Origin of the sequence: Salinibacillus kushneri, assembly GCF_900111405.1 — a bacterium.
In the GTDB taxonomy this organism is placed as follows: Bacteria; Bacillota; Bacilli; order Bacillales; family Alkalibacillaceae; genus Salinibacillus; species Salinibacillus kushneri.
Genome location: NZ_FOHJ01000004.1, coordinates 316,870 through 339,165, shown reverse-complemented (window position 1 = coordinate 339,165; position 22,296 = coordinate 316,870). Strand labels below are relative to the sequence as shown.

General features: G+C 36.9%; 27 protein-coding genes. All 27 read left to right on the top strand.

From position 1 onward, the window contains the following. The first annotated feature begins 19 nt into the window (after positions 1-19). The 27 genes from BMX63_RS08285 (at position 20) to tsf (ending at position 22,133) form a co-directional block, all read left to right on the top strand. Complete coding sequence (locus tag BMX63_RS08285; protein ID WP_177167242.1) at positions 20-1,369, top strand: flagellar hook-length control protein FliK; 1,350 nt, start codon at positions 20-22, stop codon at positions 1,367-1,369. 4 nt (positions 1,370-1,373) lie between these two features. Beyond that, a complete protein-coding gene (gene flgD / locus BMX63_RS08280) occupies positions 1,374-1,829 on the top strand; it encodes a flagellar hook assembly protein FlgD (RefSeq protein ID WP_342732110.1) in 456 nt (151 codons plus the stop codon). A 17-nt stretch (positions 1,830-1,846) separates the two neighbouring features. Beyond that, positions 1,847-2,233, top strand: coding sequence for a TIGR02530 family flagellar biosynthesis protein (locus tag BMX63_RS08275; protein WP_093133989.1), 387 nt, complete (start codon positions 1,847-1,849; stop codon positions 2,231-2,233). A gap of 86 nt (positions 2,234-2,319) precedes the next feature. Then, positions 2,320-3,300 carry a flagellar basal body rod protein FlgG gene (gene flgG, locus BMX63_RS08270; protein ID WP_093133986.1) on the top strand — a complete coding sequence of 327 codons (981 nt, stop codon included), beginning with the start codon at positions 2,320-2,322 and terminating at the stop codon, positions 3,298-3,300. A gap of 176 nt (positions 3,301-3,476) precedes the next feature. Then, a complete protein-coding gene (locus BMX63_RS08265; RefSeq protein WP_093134101.1) occupies positions 3,477-3,695 on the top strand; it encodes a flagellar FlbD family protein in 219 nt (72 codons plus the stop codon). Continuing rightward, a complete protein-coding gene (locus BMX63_RS08260) occupies positions 3,688-4,107 on the top strand; it encodes a flagellar basal body-associated FliL family protein (protein ID WP_177167241.1) in 420 nt (139 codons plus the stop codon). The genes BMX63_RS08265 and BMX63_RS08260 overlap by 8 nt, the downstream gene beginning before the upstream one ends. Positions 4,108-4,148: 41 nt before the next feature. Continuing rightward, entirely contained in the window at positions 4,149-5,144 is a 996-nt protein-coding gene (gene fliM, locus BMX63_RS08255) for a flagellar motor switch protein FliM (RefSeq protein WP_093133979.1), read from the top strand. Then, complete coding sequence (gene fliY, locus BMX63_RS08250) at positions 5,137-6,339, top strand: flagellar motor switch phosphatase FliY (RefSeq protein ID WP_093133976.1); 1,203 nt, start codon at positions 5,137-5,139, stop codon at positions 6,337-6,339. The genes fliM and fliY overlap by 8 nt, the downstream gene beginning before the upstream one ends. Before the next feature lie 20 nt (positions 6,340-6,359). Then, positions 6,360-6,725, top strand: coding sequence for a response regulator (locus tag BMX63_RS08245; RefSeq protein ID WP_093133973.1), 366 nt, complete (start codon positions 6,360-6,362; stop codon positions 6,723-6,725). 41 nt (positions 6,726-6,766) lie between these two features. Then, positions 6,767-7,435, top strand: a complete 669-nt coding sequence (locus tag BMX63_RS08240; protein ID WP_093133970.1) for a flagellar biosynthetic protein FliO — start codon at positions 6,767-6,769, stop codon at positions 7,433-7,435. Further along, complete coding sequence (gene fliP, locus BMX63_RS08235) at positions 7,428-8,093, top strand: flagellar type III secretion system pore protein FliP (protein ID WP_093133967.1); 666 nt, start codon at positions 7,428-7,430, stop codon at positions 8,091-8,093. Before BMX63_RS08240 ends, fliP begins: the two co-directional genes overlap by 8 nt. A gap of 24 nt (positions 8,094-8,117) precedes the next feature. Then, positions 8,118-8,387: a flagellar biosynthesis protein FliQ gene (fliQ, locus tag BMX63_RS08230; RefSeq protein ID WP_093133964.1), complete on the top strand. Its 270-nt coding sequence runs from the start codon at positions 8,118-8,120 to the stop codon at positions 8,385-8,387. Position 8,388: 1 nt separating this feature from the next. After that, positions 8,389-9,168, top strand: a complete 780-nt coding sequence (fliR, locus tag BMX63_RS08225; RefSeq protein ID WP_093133961.1) for a flagellar biosynthetic protein FliR — start codon at positions 8,389-8,391, stop codon at positions 9,166-9,168. A gap of 1 nt (position 9,169) precedes the next feature. Further along, entirely contained in the window at positions 9,170-10,252 is a 1,083-nt protein-coding gene (gene flhB, locus BMX63_RS08220; protein WP_093133958.1) for a flagellar biosynthesis protein FlhB, read from the top strand. Between the two features lie 20 nt (positions 10,253-10,272). Then, the gene (gene flhA, locus BMX63_RS08215; protein WP_093133955.1) at positions 10,273-12,303 is read left to right on the top strand and encodes a flagellar biosynthesis protein FlhA; all 2,031 of its coding nucleotides are present in this window, start codon (positions 10,273-10,275) and stop codon (positions 12,301-12,303) included. Beyond that, the gene (gene flhF, locus BMX63_RS08210) at positions 12,303-13,460 is read left to right on the top strand and encodes a flagellar biosynthesis GTPase FlhF (protein ID WP_093133952.1); all 1,158 of its coding nucleotides are present in this window, start codon (positions 12,303-12,305) and stop codon (positions 13,458-13,460) included. Before flhA ends, flhF begins: the two co-directional genes overlap by 1 nt. After that, the gene (locus tag BMX63_RS08205) at positions 13,453-14,322 is read left to right on the top strand and encodes a MinD/ParA family protein (RefSeq protein WP_093133949.1); all 870 of its coding nucleotides are present in this window, start codon (positions 13,453-13,455) and stop codon (positions 14,320-14,322) included. The genes flhF and BMX63_RS08205 overlap by 8 nt, the downstream gene beginning before the upstream one ends. A gap of 1 nt (position 14,323) precedes the next feature. After that, complete coding sequence (locus tag BMX63_RS08200; RefSeq protein WP_093133946.1) at positions 14,324-15,379, top strand: protein-glutamate methylesterase/protein-glutamine glutaminase; 1,056 nt, start codon at positions 14,324-14,326, stop codon at positions 15,377-15,379. Between the two features lie 122 nt (positions 15,380-15,501). Then, a complete protein-coding gene (locus BMX63_RS08195) occupies positions 15,502-15,969 on the top strand; it encodes a chemotaxis protein CheW (protein WP_093133943.1) in 468 nt (155 codons plus the stop codon). Positions 15,970-15,977: 8 nt separating this feature from the next. Then, on the top strand, positions 15,978-16,610 hold the full coding sequence (locus BMX63_RS08190; RefSeq protein WP_093134098.1) for a chemotaxis protein CheC: 633 nt from the start codon (positions 15,978-15,980) through the stop codon (positions 16,608-16,610). A gap of 2 nt (positions 16,611-16,612) precedes the next feature. Beyond that, positions 16,613-17,110, top strand: a complete 498-nt coding sequence (locus BMX63_RS08185) for a chemotaxis protein CheD (protein WP_093134095.1) — start codon at positions 16,613-16,615, stop codon at positions 17,108-17,110. 31 nt (positions 17,111-17,141) lie between these two features. Then, positions 17,142-17,915 (top strand): FliA/WhiG family RNA polymerase sigma factor, encoded by a 774-nt coding sequence (locus BMX63_RS08180; protein ID WP_093133940.1) that lies wholly within the window; start codon positions 17,142-17,144, stop codon positions 17,913-17,915. A 58-nt stretch (positions 17,916-17,973) separates the two neighbouring features. Then, positions 17,974-19,359 carry a flagellar assembly protein A gene (locus BMX63_RS08175; RefSeq protein ID WP_093133937.1) on the top strand — a complete coding sequence of 462 codons (1,386 nt, stop codon included), beginning with the start codon at positions 17,974-17,976 and terminating at the stop codon, positions 19,357-19,359. Between the two features lie 22 nt (positions 19,360-19,381). Next, entirely contained in the window at positions 19,382-19,693 is a 312-nt protein-coding gene (locus tag BMX63_RS08170; RefSeq protein ID WP_093133935.1) for a hypothetical protein, read from the top strand. Between the two features lie 11 nt (positions 19,694-19,704). Next, positions 19,705-20,226 carry a DUF6115 domain-containing protein gene (locus BMX63_RS08165; RefSeq protein ID WP_093133932.1) on the top strand — a complete coding sequence of 174 codons (522 nt, stop codon included), beginning with the start codon at positions 19,705-19,707 and terminating at the stop codon, positions 20,224-20,226. 155 nt (positions 20,227-20,381) lie between these two features. Then, positions 20,382-21,113, top strand: coding sequence for a 30S ribosomal protein S2 (rpsB, locus tag BMX63_RS08160; RefSeq protein ID WP_093133929.1), 732 nt, complete (start codon positions 20,382-20,384; stop codon positions 21,111-21,113). Positions 21,114-21,248: 135 nt separating this feature from the next. Beyond that, complete coding sequence (gene tsf, locus BMX63_RS08155) at positions 21,249-22,133, top strand: translation elongation factor Ts (protein ID WP_093133926.1); 885 nt, start codon at positions 21,249-21,251, stop codon at positions 22,131-22,133. Positions 22,134-22,296: the final 163 nt, after the last annotated feature.

The window sequence follows — 22,296 nt, the reverse complement described above, 5'->3', positions numbered from 1 at the left end:
GAAAGGAGGTGAGAAAACGTTGGAGGTCGCACTTAATCAATTAGTTATGTTCCAGAAGAATTCTATGAACCAGGGAGATTCATTACCTAGCAGTGAGATGTCTAAAGAAGATGCGAAAAGCTTTATATCATTCCTTTCAAATCTTCAATCGATTCAAGACGAGACATCAGATAATCAGGATGATTTAGCGATGTTAGAAAAATGGTTAGGTCAACTAAAGGAAGTAATAGACGGCATGGATTCACCTGATGAAACAACATTAGAAGAACTCACAGGTACTCTTAGTCAACTTGCTAATCTTTTAGGGGAACAAAAAATAGATTCTTCCTTTCATAGTGAAGAGAGTATGGCTTCTTTATTCCATACACAATCCATTTCGATTAGTGAAGTGCTTGAAGCCGTTAATAGTAAGAAAGATGTGAAACAACAGCTTCTCTCATTGACGGAAGATTTGTATAAAGTTGTTGAGAAAATGTCAAATCCTGAAGGTACAGACTCAAAGCTTCTGAAAAATGAATTACAGACTGCTTTAGTGAAAATAACTAGTTATCTTTCTCAACTGGGAAATACCATCCAGAATGGACAGGCATCTGCTCAAGCAGCTAATCAAACCAGGCAAGCCAATCGATTAATGCAGAATATGAATCCTGCAATGCTGAAAGAAAACCTGCGTGCTTCTGACATGAAAACAGCTGGAAAGCAAGATAATTCAACATTTCTGGCTCAGGTAAATCAGGGGAAGCAGACGAATACCAGTGAGATTTCACCAAACAGAATCCACAGCCTTTTACATTCGAAAGCCCAGGTTGCACAAACGTCATCAAGCGATCTGTCTCATTTGAAATCAGGACAGCCTTTATCAATAGACTCTATGCCGATGTCTAAAATAGAACAATATACGATTTATTTACAGCGTGGTGAGGGAAATCCTTCATCCAATAATTCTGATGTCATGGAACAGATACAGAAAATACTGAAGTCCAGTCGCTTTATTCAAAATGAAGGTTCTACACAATTAACCATTAAATTGAAGCCGGCACATTTGGGAGACATGGTCGTTAAATTCACGCAAACTAATGGTGAAATGGCCGTACGAATCGCGGTTTCTTCTCAAGCAGCCAAGGATATGCTGGAAAGTAATATGAATCAGCTGCGACATATGTTTCATCCACATCAGGTAATTGTTGATAAACAAGCTGAGCCGACGATACCGCAACAGTCTGCTTCCTATTTTAATTTTAATCAAAACGAGGAAGAAAAGGAACGAAATGATCATTCATATAGAGAACAGATGGAGCAGGAAAATGATACCGATGAGGAATCAGAAGAAAAAAGCTTTGAGGATTACTTAACTCAAATCGAAACATAGGCAGGTGAAAACATTGACCCAAATTGATTCATCCTTATATTTATCCAATCAAAAGAGTCAGACTTCGGGGAGTAATACGCTTGGTAAAGACGATTTTCTAAAGATTTTAATGACGCAGCTACAAAATCAAAGTCCTGCAAATCCTATGGAAGATAAGGAATTCATCTCACAAATGGCTACCTTTTCTTCTTTAGAGCAGATGATGTCGATTTCAAGCTCTGTTGATCAATTAGTTCAACATCAGTCTTTTACACCTGTAATCGAATATAGTCATCTAATAGGAAAAGAGGTTCAATATCAAACTTTGAATGAAGATGGCGAAGTTGGCTCAGAGAAAAATGGAATAGTAGAAGGAGTGGCTATGGGAGAAGAAGGAGCCGAATTTATTTTACAAAATGATGAGCGTATCTCTGTTAACTCAGTAACGGAAATTATGAAAGCTGAAAAACAGGCAGATTGATAGAAAGAAGGGATGATATGGATCACAGAATACATCAGTTACAAAATCATCCGTTATACCAGCAAGGATTAAAATCGAAACCAACACAAAATAAGTCATCAAAGACATTTCAAAATCATCTGCAAGACGCACAGGTTCAATCGTCTTTAAAAATTAGCAAGCACGCACAAAAGCGATTAGAGGAACGAAATATCCATATTAATGATTCACAATGGACTGAAATTCAAAATCAAATGGATAGGGCCAAAACAAAGGGCGTAACGGATTCTCTTGTCGTATTAGACGATGCAACGCTCGTTGTGAATACCAAGAACAATACAGTAATTACGGCCATGGACAGTCAAGAAACCAACAATCATGTTTTTACTAACATAAATGGAACCATTTTGTTACAAGATTCATAAGGCTGGACCGTATGGAAGCCTTAAGCTGTGGACCGATTGAAGCAGCTAAAGTAAAAAATAACGGAAATAAGAAGGGATGATGAAATATGCTTCGTTCTATGTATGCAGGTATTTCAGGAATGAAAGGTTTTCAAACGAAATTAGATGTAGTGGGAAATAATATAGCCAATGTCAATACATTTGGATTTAAAAAAGGAAGAGTTACCTTTCAGGATTTAATGAGTCAAACTGTACAAGGCGCACAGGCACCACAAGTAAATGACGCTGGAGATCCCGTATTAGGTGGTCAAAATCCTATGCAAGTAGGTCTTGGTGTTAGTACGGGCAGTATTGATACTATCCATGATGGAGGAAATACTCAAACCACTAATCGTACTTTAGATTTTGCATTAGAGGGCGATGGGATGTTTGTTGTAGCCAAAAATACGAACCCAGACTCTACTCATACGTTTAATGATAGTGCTGGAAATGAAGTTAGTACTCCTGGTATTACATTAGGTGATGATGGAGATAATGTTAATTTTACAAGGGCAGGAAATTTTTATTTAGATGATGATGGATACATTGTTGATGCCAATGGTAACTATTTAGTTGGGAATCCGATTAATGGTGAAGGAAGTTCAGTAACGGATGACAGCACTGGTAAAAAGGCATACAGTCCAATACAAATACCTGAAGATGCTGAAAGTTTCAGTATTGCATCTGATGGTACAGTAAACTATGTTCAAGATGGCTCTCCTCAAGTGGCAGGACAAATTCAAATTGCTAAATTCTCAAATCCTGAAGGGTTGCAAAAGACTGGTTCAAATCTATTTCAATTAACCCAAAATGCAGGGATATATGATGCGGATAATGAAGGTGAGGACGGTTATGGTGTGATGGATCTATTATCACCTGGTGATCAAGGTTCCGCCACTATTCGGTCAGGTGCACTCGAAATGTCCAATGTAGACTTATCTGAAGAATTTACTGAAATGATAACTGCTCAAAGAGGTTTCCAGGCAAATACAAGAATCATTACAACCTCTGATGAAATACTGCAGGAGCTTGTAAATCTTAAGAGATAATAGATTGAGGAGGTAGATGGAGGCTGGGATATAACAAAAACGATCAACTCCAAAGGAGAACAATGAACGATTTTAGTAAAGCATATTTCCGGAACGCGTTTATGCGCCAACCATAAATTCTATTTCGTTCGGTTTTTTCTTTGATAAAACACTTTTTCCAGCCTCCTAATAAAACTATGATTCAGGTAACGAGATTAAATGGAGAGTCCTTTGTATTAAATGCACTTTACATTGAAAAAGTTCAAAATTTACCAGATACAACCATTACATTAGTATCCGGTAAAAAATATTTTGTCAAAGAAGAGAAGAAAGAAATTGTTGATAAAACCATTCAGTTTTATAAAAGCATAGGCTTGGCTGGATTACAAGGGAATGTGGAGGAGTCTTATGAATAAGAAAGTAATGAATATCATGCTTATCCTATTAATCATCATTACTCTTGCTGGTGTCGTTACACTTGTATTCATTATGAACAATAAAGATAAGACACATGCAGATGATGAAAAAAGTGTTGAGGAAATGCTTGAGTCATCGTTTGAGACCGAAGAGATGACAACAGACCTTAAAGATGGCAACTTTGTCCGCATTCAATTTCAAATTGTAGCGGATGAGGAAAAGACTATGGAAAAATTACAAAAAGATTTTCGCTTAAAAAATATTATGATAAAAGAGCTTTCCAAAAAGAAATCATCGGACTTTAGAGAAGGTCTTGGTGAGGTGGAAACAGCGATTAAAGAAGAACTCAATAAACTATTAGATACTGGAATGGTTACAGATGTATATACAACCAACAAAATACTTCAATAATGTTTTTCATAATCACATTCTCCACTTAGGAGGTGAACTTCTTGGCCGAAGATGTACTATCACAAAATGAAATTGATGCTCTTTTATCCGCCTTGTCTTCAGGTGAAATGGACGCGGATGAGTTAAAAAAAGAGGAGACAGAAAAGAAAGTAAGAGTCTATGATTTTAAAAGGGCCTTGCGTTTCTCAAAAGATCAAATTCGCGGGATTACACGAATCCATGAAAATTATGCAAGACTTTTAACAACGTTTTTATCTACTAATCTTCGTACATTTTCATCTGTCTCTGTAGCATCTGTTGACCAAATTCCTTATGAAGAATTTATACGTTCAATACCTAAGAGAACGATTCTAAACATTTTTTCTGTTTCACCACTGGAAGGGCAATTGTTAATAGAAGTCAATCCTAACATTGCTTATGCAATACTGGACAGGTTATTAGGTGGAAAAGGGGTAAGTTTTAATAAGGTTGATAATTTAACAGAAATCGAAACCAAAATAATGTCGGATGTATTTGAGAAGTCAATCACAAGCTTACAGGAGGCCTGGAGTTCATTAGTCGACATTGATCCAATCCTGGAAGATTTTGAGGTGAATCCCCAGTTTCTGCAGATGGTCTCTCCAAATGAGACTGTTGTTGTGATTTCGTTAAATATTACTATTGGGGAATCAAGCGGAATGATAAATATATGTATTCCCCATATTGTGCTGGAGCCTATCATCTCTAAATTATCCGTTCATTATTGGATGCAAAATCAGTCCAATAATGCAAAACCAGAGGATTCTGAGCGAATATCCAGTCAAATAAAACAAGCGCATGTGGATGTAAGGGCTGTGTTAGGCGAATCATCCATTACTATAGATGAATTTCTCCATCTGAAAGAAAACGATGTGATTCACTTAAATCAGGAAATTGATAAACCTCTTGTCGTGTATGTGCATCAGGAACCAAAATTTGAAGCACAACCCGGTAAGAAAAAGAAAAAACTAGCTGTACAAATTTTAAATGAGATCAATAGGGGGGATGAACATGAGTAATCGTGAAGAAATGCTATCACAAGAAGAAATAGATGCACTATTAAATGGAAACCAGGATGATCTCATGGAAGAAAATAATCATGCTGCTGAGGCGTCATCAAATGACAATCAATTATCCCCGATTGAACAGGATGCATTAGGAGAAATCGGAAACATTTCATTTGGAACTTCAGCAACCACTCTCTCCACACTTTTAAATCAAAAGGTGGAAATTACAACACCAGCAGTTTCTGTAGTAAAAAAGGATGAGCTTAGTGATGAGTTTCCGCAACCCCATGTTGCTGTTTCAGTTGACTATACCGACGGCTTTTCCGGTGTGAACTTATTTGTTATTAAGGTGGAGGATGCGGCTGTTATCGCGGATTTAATGTTGGGCGGAGATGGTAAATCACCTGAAACCGAACTAAATGATATTCACTTAAGTGCAGTACAAGAAGCAATGAATCAAATGATGGGCTCAGCAGCAACAAGTATGTCAAGTGTGTTCGATAAACGTGTGGATATTTCACCACCTAAGACGAATGTTCTTGACATAAAAGGGGAAGAAGGAACGGATTATATTCCGGAAGAAAATGTATTTGTAAAAGTTTCCTTTCGTTTGAAGGTTGGGGAGCTCATTGACTCAAATATTATGCAAATTCTTCCTATTGACTTTGCCCGGGAATTTGTTGATGAATTATTGAATAGCAGTCAAACCGAGCAAGAAGAGGAACAATCGGAAAACACAGTTCAGGAAGAAAATACGTTGGGACATGAACATGGGGTGAACACCTCACCATCTGCCAAGACAAATGGACAAAATAATCAGGAGGCAGAGAAAAGAGTACCTGATGAAAATAAGCATTTTGGTTCCAGGCATGAGCAGGCTGTAGCACAAAATGTACAGACGGCAGCTTTCTCGGAATTTGAAAATACGAATTTGGAGTCACATCAGCAACAAAACTTAGACATGTTAATGGATATCCCATTAAAAGTATCAGTCGAACTTGGCCGTACCAAAAGAACCATAAAGGAAATTCTCGAAATGGGGTCAGGTTCCATTGTAGAGTTAGATAAATTAGCTGGTGAGCCAGTTGATATTCATGTGAATGATAAATTGATTGCTAAAGGTGAAGTAGTGGTCATTGATGAAAACTTTGGAGTTAGGGTAACAGATATATTAAGTCAAACGGAAAGAATACAAAAAATCAGATAATAGAATAGGGGGAAAAGTTCATGTCACATAAAGTACTTATTGTAGATGATGCTGCGTTCATGAGAATGATGATAAAAGATATTTTAGAGAAAAATAACTTTGAGGTTGTCGGAGAAGCCCAAGACGGTAATGAAGCGGTTGAAAAATATCAAGAACTGCAGCCTGATTTAGTTACCCTTGATATTACTATGCCTGAAAAAGATGGCATTACTGCTTTAAAAGAAATTAAAGAAAACGATCCTAATGCCAAAATAATTATGTGCTCAGCAATGGGACAACAGGCTATGGTTATTGAGGCTATTCAGACTGGTGCTAAAGACTTTATTGTAAAACCATTTCAGGGCGATCGTGTAATAGAAGCTATTAATAAAACATTGGATTTGTAGTGGTTAAGTAGATTACCAGTTAAGTGAAACGGGGAGACGTTATGAACAAACTTGTAAGGCTAATCGTCACATCATTGTTATCTGTATTTGTTCTAATGGTGCAGCCAAATTATTTTATTTATGCGCAAACAGATATGAATGTGGACGAGTTTTTTGAGCAAAAACAAAATGATAAGCAGATTAAGCAAGAAGAAAACCAGAAAACTACCAATGATGAGGAGTCTACTTTGCAAAAAGACAATGGTTCCTTAATGGGGAATATAATCAAAATGGTCTTTATGCTTGCTGTTGTGTTGGCTCTTATTTATTTTTTGTTAAGGTTTCTGCAAAAGAGGAACAAGATGTTTCAGCAGGTGCGGGCAATGGAGAATCTGGGTGGTATATCACTAGGTTCCAATAAATCTATGCAAATGGTGAGAATTGGTGACCGTATTTTTGTTGTAGGAGTTGGAGAGGATATCTCGCTGCTAACGGAAATCGATGATGAAGCAACAAAAGAGGATATATTGCAAGAAGATGATGATAAAAACACCAATCAACCTTTTAAATCTATTATACATTCTCTTGACCAAATAAAGGATCAGAGAAAAAAAGGGAATCCAGCAAAATCTTTCAAGGAACAATTTTCAAATGAAATGAAAAAATTAAAACGGGAAAGAAATCAATTAATCGATCACAAAGGATATAGAAAAGAGGATCAAGATGGGTGAGTTTGTCGATTTTTTTAGTAATTCTGATCCTGAAAGTGTATCAACATCCGTAAAATTATTACTTTTATTAACTGTATTAGCCCTTGCACCGAGTATTCTTATTTTAATGACGAGTTTTGCAAGAATTGTTATTGTATTATCATTTGTTCGTACGTCTCTGGCTACACAGCAAATGCCTCCTAACCAGATATTAATTGGTTTGGCATTGTTTTTAACCTTTTTTATCATGGCACCAACTTTTCAGGAAATCAACGATGAAGCCTTACAGCCCTTATTTAACGAAGAAATAACCATCGAAGAAGCATATGATCAGGCGAGTATGCCAATGAAAGAATTTATGTCTGAGCATACACGTCAAAAGGATTTGGCTTTATTTATGGAGTATTCCCAAATGGAAGAACCAGAGTCTTTAGAGGATATTCCACTTACAACATTAATTCCTTCATTTGCTATAAGTGAATTAAAAACAGCCTTTCAAATGGGCTTCATGATATTTGTTCCCTTTTTAATCATAGATATGGCGGTCGCCAGTATTTTAATGTCAATGGGAATGATGATGTTACCACCAGTTATGATTTCTTTACCTTTTAAAATCTTATTGTTTGTACTCGTGGATGGCTGGTATTTGATCACCCATTCATTACTGGAAAGCTTCTAGCTATAAGGAAGGGAGCGCAATATTTTGAATAGTGAGTTTGTTATTTCTTTAGCAGAAAAAGCTGTTTATACATTACTCATCGTTATTGGACCAATATTAATCTTAGCCTTAGTAGTAGGGTTGTTAGTTAGTATTTTTCAGGCAACAACACAAATTCAGGAACAAACCCTTGCATTTATACCAAAAATCATTGCTGTCTTTATAGGGATTATTTTTTTTGGTCCCTGGATGCTCGTTCAAGTAGTAGATTTTACGGCGAATATATTTAATAATCTCCATACAGTGATTCGTTAATATGTTTGAACTCTTTGATATATCCAGACTGCCAGGGTTTATCCTGATCTTTGCAAGGGTCATAGGTTTTTTTGTGACAATTCCTATATTTTCATATCGTAATTTTCCGCGAACCCATAAAATCGGTTTTGCCATTTTTTTATCGTGGATTATGTTTTATACCGTAGAAATTCCAACGTTACAATTTGATGGCCATTATATTTTATTATTACTTAAAGAATTATTGGTTGGGATATTTATCGGTTTAATTGCTTTTATAATACTTGGTGCTATCCAAATTGCAGGCGGTTTTATCGACTTTCAAATGGGATTTGCGATTGCAAATGTGGTAGACCCACAGACAGGAGTTCAAAGTCCGTTAATTGGTCAATTTCTTTATACTATTACTTTGTTGTTTTTGATTACAGTAGATGCGCACCATTTATTGCTTGATGGAATCTTTTACAGCTATCAATTTATTGAAATTGATCAGTTTATACCTTTTCAGGACGGTTCAATTGTTGAGTTTGTGATTGATAGTTTTAATAAAATGTTTCTTATTGCATTTCAAATGTCCATTCCTATTGTTGGCTGTTTATTTTTAGTTGATGTTGCGTTAGGAATTGTTGCCCGGACGGTCCCTCAATTAAATGTATTTGTTGTGGGTCTGCCTTTGAAGATTTTTGTTAGTTTTGTGGTTATTTTTGTTTCATTTGGTGTTTTTGCAGCGTTAGTTCAGCAACTGTTTGAAACGACTCTTTATTCCATGAGAGGTTTAATGTCATTATTCGGGGGCGCTTAGAATGGAATGGTTATCTTTAAATTTACAATACTTTGCGGGTGAAAAGACCGAAAAGGCAACCCCAAAGAAGCGCCAGGACTCCAGGAAAAAAGGACAAGTCGCAAAAAGCCAGGATGTTAATACAGCCATTTTATTATTTGCAATGTTTATATTGTTTTATGTTATGGGTGGTTATTTAAAAGAACGATTACTCGCTATCTATGAAAAGGGATTTGTAGAGTATATTCAATGGGATGTTACCGCTGAAACCATTGAATCAATGTTTTTTCAGTATACGATTGATGGTGTAATGCTTTTACTGCCAATCATGATTGTTGCTGTGATTGCTGGATTGGCTGCGAATTTTTTACAGATTGGCTTCCTGTTTACGACAGAGCCCTTAAAGTTCAACCTTGGGAAAATTAATCCACTGAAAGGTGCAAAAAAAATATTTTCTGGTCGCGCTTTGGTTGAACTCTTAAAATCTTTGTTAAAAATTACAGTAATCGGCACCCTAACCTTTACGGTTATTTGGCTGAATAAAGATGAAATGATGCTTATGTCTTTAAAAAGTGTAGATGCAGCACTTGGCTTTTTTGGACAAATGACCATAACAATGGGGATTGCCGCTTCTATTGGTCTATTAGTCATATCTGTTATTGACTATATCTATCAGCGCTATGATCACGAAAAAAATATTAAAATGTCCAAACAGGATATTAAAGATGAACATAAAAACATGGAAGGCGACCCGCAAATTAAATCCAAGGTAAAGGAACGGCAGCGGCAAATGGCTAATTCCAGAATGATGAGTGAGGTACCGGATGCGGATGTTGTCATTACAAACCCAACCCATTATTCAATAGCTGTTAAATATGATGAAAATAAATATGATGCTCCGTATGTTGTAGCTAAAGGGGTCGATTATATTGCGCTAAAAATTCGAGAAGTAGCTAACTATCATCATATTCCTATGGTCGAAAATCGTCCATTAGCCCGTTCCCTTTATGCAAAAGTGGAAATTGGTGAGGTCATTCATGAAGATTTTTACCAGGCAGTGGCGGAGGTTCTGGCTTATGTATATCGAATCCAAAATAAAGTTTAAAGCAATGAGGAGAGACAATCATGAAAATTAAAGATTTATCTGTATTATCAGCTGTTATATTAATTATCGTCATGCTCGTTATTCCTATGCCGGGCTGGCTCTTAAGTGTTTTAATCTTAATCAATATAACTCTTGCTTTAATCGTAATTTTAGTAGCCATGAACACAACAGAGGCACTTGAGTTTGCGGTTTTCCCCTCTCTCTTATTGCTTTTGACTTTATTTCGATTAGGATTAAACGTTTCGACTACCCGTTCCATCTTATCTGAAGGTGACGCAGGAGTTGTTATTGATACATTTGGCAGTTTTGTTATAGGTGACAATCCATTAGTAGGTTTTGTTATCTTCCTGATTTTAATCATTATTCAGTTTATTGTTATTACCAAGGGTTCGGAACGTGTATCTGAAGTTTCCGCCCGTTTCACATTAGATGCAATGCCTGGTAAGCAAATGAGTATTGATGCAGATTTGAATTCGGGATTAATATCTGAACAACAGGCGAAGGATCGCCGTGAAAAAATTGAGCAGGAAGCTGATTTTTATGGAGCTATGGATGGTGCCAGTAAGTTTGTCAAAGGAGATGCAATTGCCGGCATTGTCATTGTTATTATAAATATTATTTTCGGTTTAATAATCGGTGTTGCCCAAATGGGATTAAGCTTTGGTGAAGCATCCAATCAGTTTCTTCGTCTAACAGTTGGTGATGGCCTGGTTTCTCAAATCCCGGCGTTATTAATTTCCACAGCGACTGGTATTGTCGTAACCCGTGTAGCTTCAGAAGGGAATCTTGGTACAGATATAACAAAGCAGTTGCTTCGTTTTCCGAAGTTACTCTATGTTGCTGCTTTTACTATATTTATGTTTGGTTTAACTCCCATAAACTTTGGATTGACATCTGTGATTGCCGGCTTTTTAGTGTTTGGCGGTTATCAATTGAGTAAAAAACAAACGGAAGAAGACCCTGTTGAATGGCCAGAAGAAGAGGAAATGGAGAAGCAGGATATGTCTTCTCCTGACAATATTATTCAAATGATAAGCAATGATCCCATCGAATTCGAATTTGGTTATGCACTGATTCCTTTAGCTGATGCCAATCAAGGTGGAGATTTGCTCGATCGTGTTGTAATGATTCGCAGACAATTAGCTTTAGAGTTAGGGATGGTCATTCCAGTTGTTCGAATACGCGATAATATACAGTTGAATCCTAATGAATACAGTTTAAAAGTAAAAGGCAATGAAGTGGCAAAAGGTGAAGTTTATCTGGATCATTATATGGCTATGATGCCTGGAATCGAGGAAGAGGATTTGGACGGAATTGATACCACAGAGCCCGCTTTCGGTCTACCGGCAAAATGGATTGCAGAGAATCTTAAAGATGAAGCAGAAATGATGGGGGCTACGGTTGTGGATCCACCATCTGTGGTTTCCACCCATATTACAGAGATTATCAAGCAGTATGCTCATGAGTTATTAGGAAGAGAGGAAACGAAACAGCTAATCGATCATTTGAAAGAAAGCAATCCAATCCTTGTGGAAGAAGTTACACCAGAACCATTGTCGATCGGGGATGTACAGAAGGTATTAGCCAAGCTCTTACGAGAACAAGTGTCCATCCGAAATTTACCTGTTATTTTTGAAACACTGGCGGACTTTGGCAAAATGACAAATGACACAGATCTTTTAGGGGAGTACGCAAGACAAGCCTTGTCAAGCCAAATTTCAAATCAATATATAAATGATGAACAGATGATTAAAGTGATTACGATTTCTGGTCAAGTAGAAAAGCTCATTGCGGACCATGTCCAACAGACAGAACATGGAAGTTACTTATCATTAGATCCTGAATCACAGCAAAAGATTATACAGTCTATTCATCAGGAAGTAGAAAAACTATCATTGCAAGAAGCTACACCAATTATTTTATGCTCACCGGCAGTTCGAATGTATGTGAAGCAATTGATAGAAAGATTTCTGCCTCAAGTTGTGGTTTTATCTTACAACGAGTTAGAACCAGCCATTGAGGTACAAAGCGTAGGGGTGGTGAATGTTTAATGAAGGTAAAAAAGTATACAGCCCAGACAATGCCTGAAGCCATGAAGCAGGTTCGAAAAGAGCTTGGTAGTGATGCAGTTATTTTAAACTCAAAGGTTGTGAAACCTAAAGGCTTATTAGGGATGTTTAAGAAAAATAACATTGAAGTGATTGCCGCCATTGATCCAAATCCAGCACAGGAAACAAAGACGAGACCAGTTCAACCGGTTGGATATAATCAAAAAGAATCCAAGCCTTTAACCAACCAGATTAGGGCATCAAAGCAGAAAACCGTTAGTGATGAAATCATAAAAGAGATTCAGGAATTAAAGCAATCATTGTCATTACAACAGGAAAAAACTGCTGGCACAATCGACCACTATCCTGATTTCCTAAAAAAAACATACCAATATCTCATGAATCAGGATCTTCATGAGGAAACGGTAAGAATCATTACTAATGACTTGCTTGATAAGTATTATCTTCATAATAAACAAGTAGATCATCAACTTGTCCTTCAATGGTTAAAGGAAGTGCTTTACAAACAATTACAATCGTATCCTAATGGTTATAAAGGTTTTCGGTCAAAAATGATGTATTTTGTGGGGCCAACTGGGGTAGGCAAGACAACAACTATCGCCAAAATAGCTGCAAAGGCTGTTGTAGAAGAAAAGAAAAAAGTTGCTTTTTTAACAACAGATACGTATCGAATTGGTGCAATCGACCAATTAAAAACATATGGAAAAATCTTGGATATTCCTGTAGAAGTGGCTTATAATCAAGAAGATTTTCAAAAAGCAAAAGAAAAATTCGCGGATTTCTACATAATTTTGGTTGATACGGCAGGACGTAACTATAAGCAGGTCGAATTTATTAAACAGCTGGAAGAAACCATCCAGTTTGATAAAAATGATGAGATGTTTCTCGTTTTATCCGCAACGACAAAGTATAAAGAATTAAGGGAGGTTTATAAACAGTTTAAAGTCTTTCCGATTCAACAACTTATTTTTACCAAAGTGGATGAAATAACTGAATTTGGTCCAATCATAAATATGATTAAGGATTGCAATGCTGGAATAGCTTTTCTTTCAAATGGTCAGGATGTCCCGGACGATATGATTATAGCATCAACTGAACAACTTGTATCTTTATTACTTGGTGGCTGGAAACATGACTGATCAAGCACAAAAACTAAGAGATTTACTAAACAATAAAGGGAATGTAAAAGAAGCTAAAAGTATTGCAATATTAAGTGGAAAAGGTGGGGTAGGGAAATCTAACTTCGCATTGAACTTTTCCATTGGTCTGCAACAAAAAGGGAAAAAAGTACTGTTATTTGATTTGGATTTTGGTATGGGAAATATTGATGTCCTTATGGGATTAACACCAAAAAAGACCATTATTCAAATGTTTGAAGAGTCTTTAAAGATAAAGGATATCATTGAAGAAGGTCCTCATTCTATTTCCTATGTTGCTGCAGGTTCCGGGTTAACAGACATTTTCCATTTTAACCCTCATTATTTTGATTATTTCATTAAACAGTTAGAGACGATTACCATGCACTATGATTATATTATTTTTGATCTGGGAGCTGGTATGCAGGATCAGCACCTGCGATTTGCACTTGCGGCCAATGAATGTTTTATTGTTACGACTACAGAACCGACATCGATTACAGATGCATATGCCGTGATGAAACACTTATATTCACTGGAAAATTTTATACCCATTTATGTATTAGTTAATCGTTCCTTTCAAAATGACGGTGATTCAACACTCATAAAGCTAAAGGCAGTTGTTGAGCGGTTTTTAAAGCATTCCTTTATTCCTTTAGGTGTTTTACCAGATGACCGGGCCGTTATCAATGCGGTTAAGGCGCAAGTCCCATTTCTGATTCATAATAAAAAATCTGACATTAGCCTCCGATTAAATTATATTGTAGAAGGATATTTAGGGATTCGCAACGTCAATCATCGATCAACACAGCCCCATTCTTTTGTCACGAAGCTAAAAAAGATGTTTACTAGAAAGGTAGATTAACGTGCGTACTATCCGAGTACTAGTAATTGATGATTCGGCTTTTATGCGGAAGATGATTTCAGAGATTTTAAGTCAAGATGAGCAATTAGAAGTGATAGCAACAGCGCGAAATGGCCAGGACGGCCTTGAGAAAATCAATAAATTATCACCTGATGTAGTTACATTGGATGTGGAAATGCCTGTAATGGATGGTTTTGAAGCATTACAGCAAATTATGAAGGAATACCCGCTTCCGGTTGTTATGGTATCAAGTCTTACAAAGTCAGGAGCTGACAGCACACTAAAAGCGCTACAGTATGGGGCTATAGACTTTATTACAAAACCATCAGGTTCTATTTCTCTGGATATGTATAAAACCGAACAAGAAATGATAATGAAGGTTAAGCAGGCAGCAAAAGTTGATATTCGTCAGATTGATAACAAAACAAATCTTTCTCTTCCGATTGCGATGAAACCCCAACGAAGTCAGCATAAATCAAAGAAAATCGTAGTCATTGGGGTATCCACCGGGGGACCAAGAGCATTACAGAAATTATTACCAATTTTACCTAAAGATTTTCCAGCACCTATTTTAGTTGTACAGCATATGCCAGGAGGGTTTACAAAATCTTTAGCCGAACGTCTGGATAGAGAATCCAGCTTAACAGTAAAAGAGGCGACAAATGGTGAATTCCTTTCAAAAGGGAACATTTATATTGCCCCTGGTGACTATCATTTAGAAGTAAGGAAAATTGGAATCTCGCTAACAGCCTTTATTAATCAAACAGAACCTATTGGGGGGCATCGCCCTTCCGTGAATAAACTGTTTGAATCAGTTGCTGATTTGGGAAACTATCAGAAATATGCTTTAGTTTTAACAGGAATGGGTTCTGACGGCTCTATAGGGATAAAAACATTAAAAGAAAAGGATCCTGATACCACTATTGTGGTAGAGTCCAAAGAATCTGCTGTTATTTTCGGAATGCCGAAAGCAGCCATTGAAACCAATCAGGTAAGCCATGTTGTACGGATTGAAGAAATGGGGTCCTTGTTAAGTGAACTTATCCAGAATGAATGAAGAATATTTATATGAACACTCTTCTCAAAAAAGAAATAAAATGGTAAACGCTTCTGAAGGAAAAGGTGAACTTGCACTTATTATTGTTAGAAAATCATTGATGTAAAAGGGGAGAATTAAAAATGTCAAATGAAAATCGTGATGAAAAGGTAATCGTTTTTCAACTAAAAAATGAAGAATATGGAGTTCCAGTAGATGTGGTAGGATCTATTGAACGAATGATGCAAGTGACAAGAGTGCCTGGCACCCCGAAATTTGTTAAGGGAGTTATGAATTTAAGAGGGGTTGTCACGCCTATTATTGATTTACGGGAACGATTTGAGATTGAACCTGCTGAATATGATGACCGGACAAGAATTATTATTGTATCTATGGATGATAAAGTAGTTGGAATGATTGTGGATAGTGCCAATGATGTTATTGATGTTTCATCTGAAGCTATAGAGCCTCCGCCGGAAGTAATTGGTTCAGTTGATGTTGATTATATTCGAGGGGTTGCGAATTTGGAAAGTCGTCTGTTAATCCTCTTAAACATTGAAAAGGTTCTTTCAAGAGAAGAATTAAATGATATTTCGAAAGTAGAAGGGTAGTCATGGCGATGAGTGAATCGTTCTCGTTATCTCCCATCCAATTAGATATTTTAAAAGAAGTCGGAAATATTGGTTCAGGAAATGCCACGACCTCTTTATCTGCATTATTAAATCGAAAAATACAAATGAAAGTTCCTAAAGTAAACATTGTTAGCTTTGACGAAATGATGGATATGGTAGGAGGCCCTGAAACAGAAATCGCATCTATTTTTGTGAAAATTAAAGGTGATATTTCTGGCAGTATGTTTTTCGTTTTACCTCCTCATGAGGCGAGTTTGTTGATACGTGAAATGACAGGTAATGAGGATTTTCACTTTCAGAATCCACCGTATTCTAATCTTGCGGTTTCCGCATATATGGAATTAGGTAACATTTTATGTGGTTCATATTTAAGTGCAATGTCTGATTTAACAAGTTTAAATATACAGCCTTCTGTTCCTTCAGCTGCGTTTGATATGGTGGGGGCGATTTTATCTGTGGGTCTGGTGGAACTCTCGGAGGTTGCTGATCAGGCGATTTTTATTGACACGTTATTATCGGATGAAGAAAATCTTTACAATCGTATGAAGGGTCACTTTTTCCTGCTGCCGGATCCTCACTCCTTTGACCGTATTTTTAAGGCTTTAGGAGTTCCACGATGAAGATGAGTGCCGAATTGGAAATGGTGAAAGTAGGTATTGCAGATATCGGTATTGCTAAAGGCCGGCAAAAAATTCGCACATCCGGATTAGGTTCCTGTGTGGGAGTTGTAATCTATGATCTTCGCGCTCAATTAGCTTCATTAGTGCACATCATGTTACCTGATTCAACGGTTTTTAGAGGAAAAGAATTAAAAAGGGCTAAATATGCAGACACAGGAATACAGGAAGCTATATCGTTGTTAATAAAAAATGGCGCACAACGTCATGCTTTAAAAGCAAAAATAGCAGGAGGAGCCCAAATGTTTCAGCTATCGGCTGGTCAGGACATGATGCGAATAGGTCCTCGCAATGTAGAAGCTGTAAAGAAAGAATTATCGAAGCACCGCATTCCCATTGTAAGTGAGGAAGTGGGTGGGACAAGCGGACGTACGATTGAATTTCATTCCATTATTGGAACATTAACAATCCGAACGGTTAATGAAGGAATGAAGGAAATTTGAAAAGGGTTTAGCGTCTGAAGGAGGTAAAGGGATGAAACAGCAAGCAGCTCCCGAATTAGAGTCAATATGGAATAAATGGCAACAGCATAAAGATGAGGATGCGGGGAACGAACTTGTTGCCCTATACATGCCTTTAGTCGATTATCATGTCAAAAGGATAGCGGCTCATTTACCTAAAAATGTTAGTCGTCAGGAAGTTAAGAGTTTAGGGCTGTTAGGATTAGTAGATGCAATAGAAAAGTTTGATTACAATCGTGACTTGAAATTTGATACGTACGCCTCCTTTCGAATTAGAGGATCAATAATGGATGGATTAAGAAGAGAGGATTGGCTGCCACGTACCGTTCGTGATAAAGCGAAAAAAATGGAGGTTGTTGCTGAAGATTTAGAACAAGTCTTAGGCAGGGAACCGCAGCCAGAGGAAATTGCAGACAGGATGGGCATTTCAAGTCAGGAAGTGTTAAGCACCTTGAAAGATTCCCTGTATGCAAATACTTTATCATTGGAAGAAAAATCGAATGATGAAGACAATCAATCCTCAGAAGGTATTGGCTATATGATTCCTGATGAAAAGGTGTCATTACCAGAAGATCAAATGATTGATCAGGAAAAGGTAAGTGAGTTAGCCGATGCCATTCAGCATTTAAATGAAAAAGAACAAATGGTTGTTAGTCTTTTTTATCAGGAAGAATTAACGTTAACAGAAATTGGAGAGGTGCTGGAACTTTCAACATCAAGGATTTCACAAATTCATAGCCGGGCCATTTTTAAACTAAGGAAAATTTTATCACAAGCTATCGAATAAGGGCTTAACATGTCTTTATCCGTATTTAGTCCAAGTATTGGGGGGGGGGAAGGACAATATGGTACAAACACAGTCAGTTAAGGATTTGTTTGGGATTACAGTTACAGATGATAAAATGGAAGCTTTCGTAGAAATTAAATCAGACATAGAAAAAATGGAAACGACTAAAACAGAAGTTATACAGCTTCTTGAAGAAAGTAAAATTTATTATGGACGAATTGATGAGAACCTGAATCAAATAGTAGATAGCCCTTATTCTGTGAATTTTCCATGTTTAATTGCCCGAGGTCTTCCAGCTGAACAAGGACGAGATGGAAAGCTTGAATTCATGGTAAACTTACAATCTGATCTTACTATTAAGGAAAAGGAAGAATTAGATTTTCGTGAGGTGATAAAGATACCCACTGTTTCAAGTGGAGATTCTATTCTTAAGGTCATCCCGAAAGAAGAAGGCAAGTCTGGTATGAATGTGTTAGGAGAAGAAATCAAACCTGAGCCTGTACAGGAAGCCCGAATCAATCCGGGTCAGAATACCAAATGGAAAACAGATGATACAATCATCGCTACAATGGATGGACAAGTTTCACAGTCCGGGAATAAAATCCACGTCTTACCGACTTATGAAGTTGATCATAGTGTTGATATGCGTTCAGGTAATGTAGACTTTAATGGTTCAGTTATTATACGCGGAGATGTCCCAACCGGTTTTACTGTTAAAGCAAAAGGGGATATTCATATTTTTGGATTAGTGGAAGGTGCCCATTTAGATGCAGGAGGCTCTATCTTCATACAAAAAGGGATTTCTGCTATGTATAAAGGAATGATTCATTCGGGATTGGATGTTCATGCAAAGTATGTAAACCAAGGTAAGATAGAAGCTGGCAGAGATATATTTGTAGAAGAATCGATTATGCTAAGTGAATGTATAGCAAGGGAGAAAGTTTTTTGTCAGAAAGGAAGTCTCATTGGAGGACATATATCAGCTGGACAGCAAATATATGTTAAAGATTTAGGTAACCGTTTGAATGCAGAAACCAGTGTTTATCTGGGAGAAGACAAGAAGTCCTTGGAAGGTATAAGCCATTTGGAAGAAAGATTAAAAGAGCTATACGATTCCATTAATAAGTTGAAACAATTAGGCGAGAAAATTAAAAAAATTGAATCTGTAAAGGGTACTCTCACACCAAAAGAAAAGACAACCCGATTAAAACAACAAAATTCATTACGTTTACTTGCTGCAGAATATAAAGAAGTACAGGAAGCCTATCAGGATAAAACGGAAAAAAATGTTGATTTTGTGCAGCCTGCTCTTTATGTTCGTGATATACTATATCCGAACACCAAAGTTAATTTTGGCAAATATCAGAAAGGCTTTTTACATCAGCATCAAAATGTACATGTGAAGTTAAACGATTACGAGATTGAAGTGTTACCATTTAAATAGGTAAAGTGGGGGTTGACTCTTCATGAGCTGGAAAGCGGTTGAAATGCAGATTGCGTTACCCAGAACACAAGATGCAGGCCAGATACAGAATCAACTGGACCAACGATCAGCTAATAGTCAGCATTATTTGGCCCAGGTCAAACTACATGAAGAAGAACAACGGAGAAAAAAGGTAAATGAGTTAAGACAAAAGGAACAATATCGATTGCAAAATGGTGATTCCAGTGCCGAATCAGCTAAAATCCTAATGAACAATCAAGAGATGGTAAAGCGTTTGAATAGACAGCAACAAAAGCATCCTTTTTTAGGAAATCGATTTGATATTAATGGATAGGAATGGAAGCTATGATAGAGTTTTTAGTTATTTTCAGCTTAATGTTACACGCTATTATTTTTATGTTTATTATTTTTCTTTATCGACGTTTCTCTCAAAATTCTAATGCATCTATAAATTTACAAGAAAAAGAAGAAATAGAAGCGATGCTATCATCCTATATTAATGAGATGAAAGAGGAAAACGAAAGGTTATTGAATATCATTAATGAAAATGGTAAAAATGTGAAGGAAAAACCCGTTCAATCAACTTCAACAGCACAGCCATTGGTATTTCAGGATCAGGATAACCATTCATCTCAGGAGGAAGAAGCGATTTCACAAACAGTCAAAGAGGCTAAGGAGACGGATGAAAAGTCAAAGGAATATCAGCCTGAAACCATCATGGTAGCGGATGAGGTTGATGGATTATCGGATCATTCAAAAGCTCTGCAGCTATATCAGGAAGGTTTGTCAATAGAAGAAATTGCAAAGAAGCTTAACAAAGGGAAAACAGAAATTGAATTATTTATTAAATTTCAATCACATTCATAAATTTCTGCTTGAATGAATACCACCCATATGATATATTTACTTTTGGTGTAAAACACACGTTTGTCGATTTTATAGGTGGTGCTTTCTTCATGAAAGTCCCTATATAAAGATGAGACAAACGGAGGCCAAAAACCAATATATAGGAGGAAAATAGAATGTCAGTTATTTCAATGAAACAACTTTTAGAAGCTGGTGTACACTTCGGACACCAGACACGCCGTTGGAATCCAAAGATGAAGAGGTATATCTTCACAGAAAGAAACGGCATTTACATTATTGACCTTCAAAAAACCGTAAAGAAGGTTGAAGAAGCATATGAATATGTTAAGAATGTTGCTGCTGATGGCGGTACTGTACTTTTTGTAGGTACTAAGAAGCAAGCACAGGATACTGTCCGTGATGAAGCAGAACGTTCTGGAATGTTCTATGTAAACCAACGCTGGTTAGGTGGTACTCTTACGAACTTTGAAACCATCCGCAAACGTATCCAACGCCTAAAAGATATCGAGCGTATGGAAGAGGATGGAACATTTGATGTACTTCCTAAAAAAGAAGTTGTTATGATTAATAAAGAAAAAGAACGCCTTGAGAAATTCCTTGGTGGTATTAAAGATATGGAAGGAATTCCTGATGTGCTATTTGTTATTGACCCTCGTAAAGAGCGTATTGCAATTGCAGAAGCACATAAGCTGAATATTCCAATCGTAGCAATGGTTGATACGAATTGCGATCCGGATGAAGTGGATTATGTAATCCCTGCTAACGACGATGCAATTCGTGCTGTGAAACTTCTTACCGGTAAAATGGCTGATGCAATTCTTGAAGCTAGACAAGGTGAAACAAGCGAAGAAGTACCTGAAGAAGAAGCTCAACCAGTAGAAGAGTAAGAAAGGTTTTGAAGGTGATAAGAGGGAAAAGCCTTTTATCACCTTTTTTACACAAAGATGATGGATATGTACAATGTTAATCTTAAATAATAATAAAAACCATTTTATTAATGAAAATGTTAAGGAGGAAATTTCATGGCTGTAACGGCAAAAATGGTCAAAGAGTTACGTGAAAAAACAGGTGCAGGTATGATGGACTGCAAAAAAGCATTGACTGAAACAGACGGTGACATGGATAAAGCTGTTGATTTTCTTCGTGAGAAAGGAATCGCAAAAGCGGCGAAAAAAGCTGATCGTATTGCTGCAGAAGGTTCTACATATATTGAGGTAGATGGAAATACGGCTGCTATTTTTGAAGTGAATGCTGAAACAGACTTTGTTGCAAAAAATGATCAGTTCAAAAATCTATTAGCTGAACTTGGTAAACATCTTGTTAAACAAAAGCCTGCAACTGTTGAGGAAGCTCTTCAGCAAAAATTGCATGGTGAAGGTGATACTTTAGAAGCTTACATCACGGATGCTATTGCCAAGATTGGTGAAAAAATTTCTCTACGTCGTTTTACCGTAGCAGAAAAAACTGACAATGATGCGTTTGGGGCTTACCTTCATATGGGTGGACGCATTGGTGTATTAACAGTACTAGAAGGTACAACGGATGAATCGGTAGCAAAAGATGTTGCCATGCATGTTGCTGCTGTAAATCCGAAGTATCTATCCCGTGAGGATGTACCTAAAGAAGAGGTTGACAGCGAGCGCGAAGTACTTAAGCAACAATCTCTAAACGAAGGAAAGCCAGAACATATTGTTGAAAAAATGGTTGAAGGACGACTTGGTAAGTTCTTCCAGGGTATTTGCTTGTTAGAACAGGAATTTGTTAAAGATCCTGATCAAACCGTTAAAAAATATGTTGAGTCCAACAATGCAACTGTTAAAAACTTTGTACGTTATGAAGTTGGCGAAGGAATGGAAAAACGTGAAGAAAACTTTGCTGACGAAGTTATGGGTCAAGTGAAAAAATAACACCACAAACGAGTTGAAATTAAAAATAGGGGACACATCGTGTTCCCTATTTTCAAAAAAACAGAATACATATTGAAATCTTTTTAGAACACATCAAAATTGAAACCAAATCTTACATTTATCACTTTTTCGCTTTGCTATAAGGATTATTCTTTATAGAATG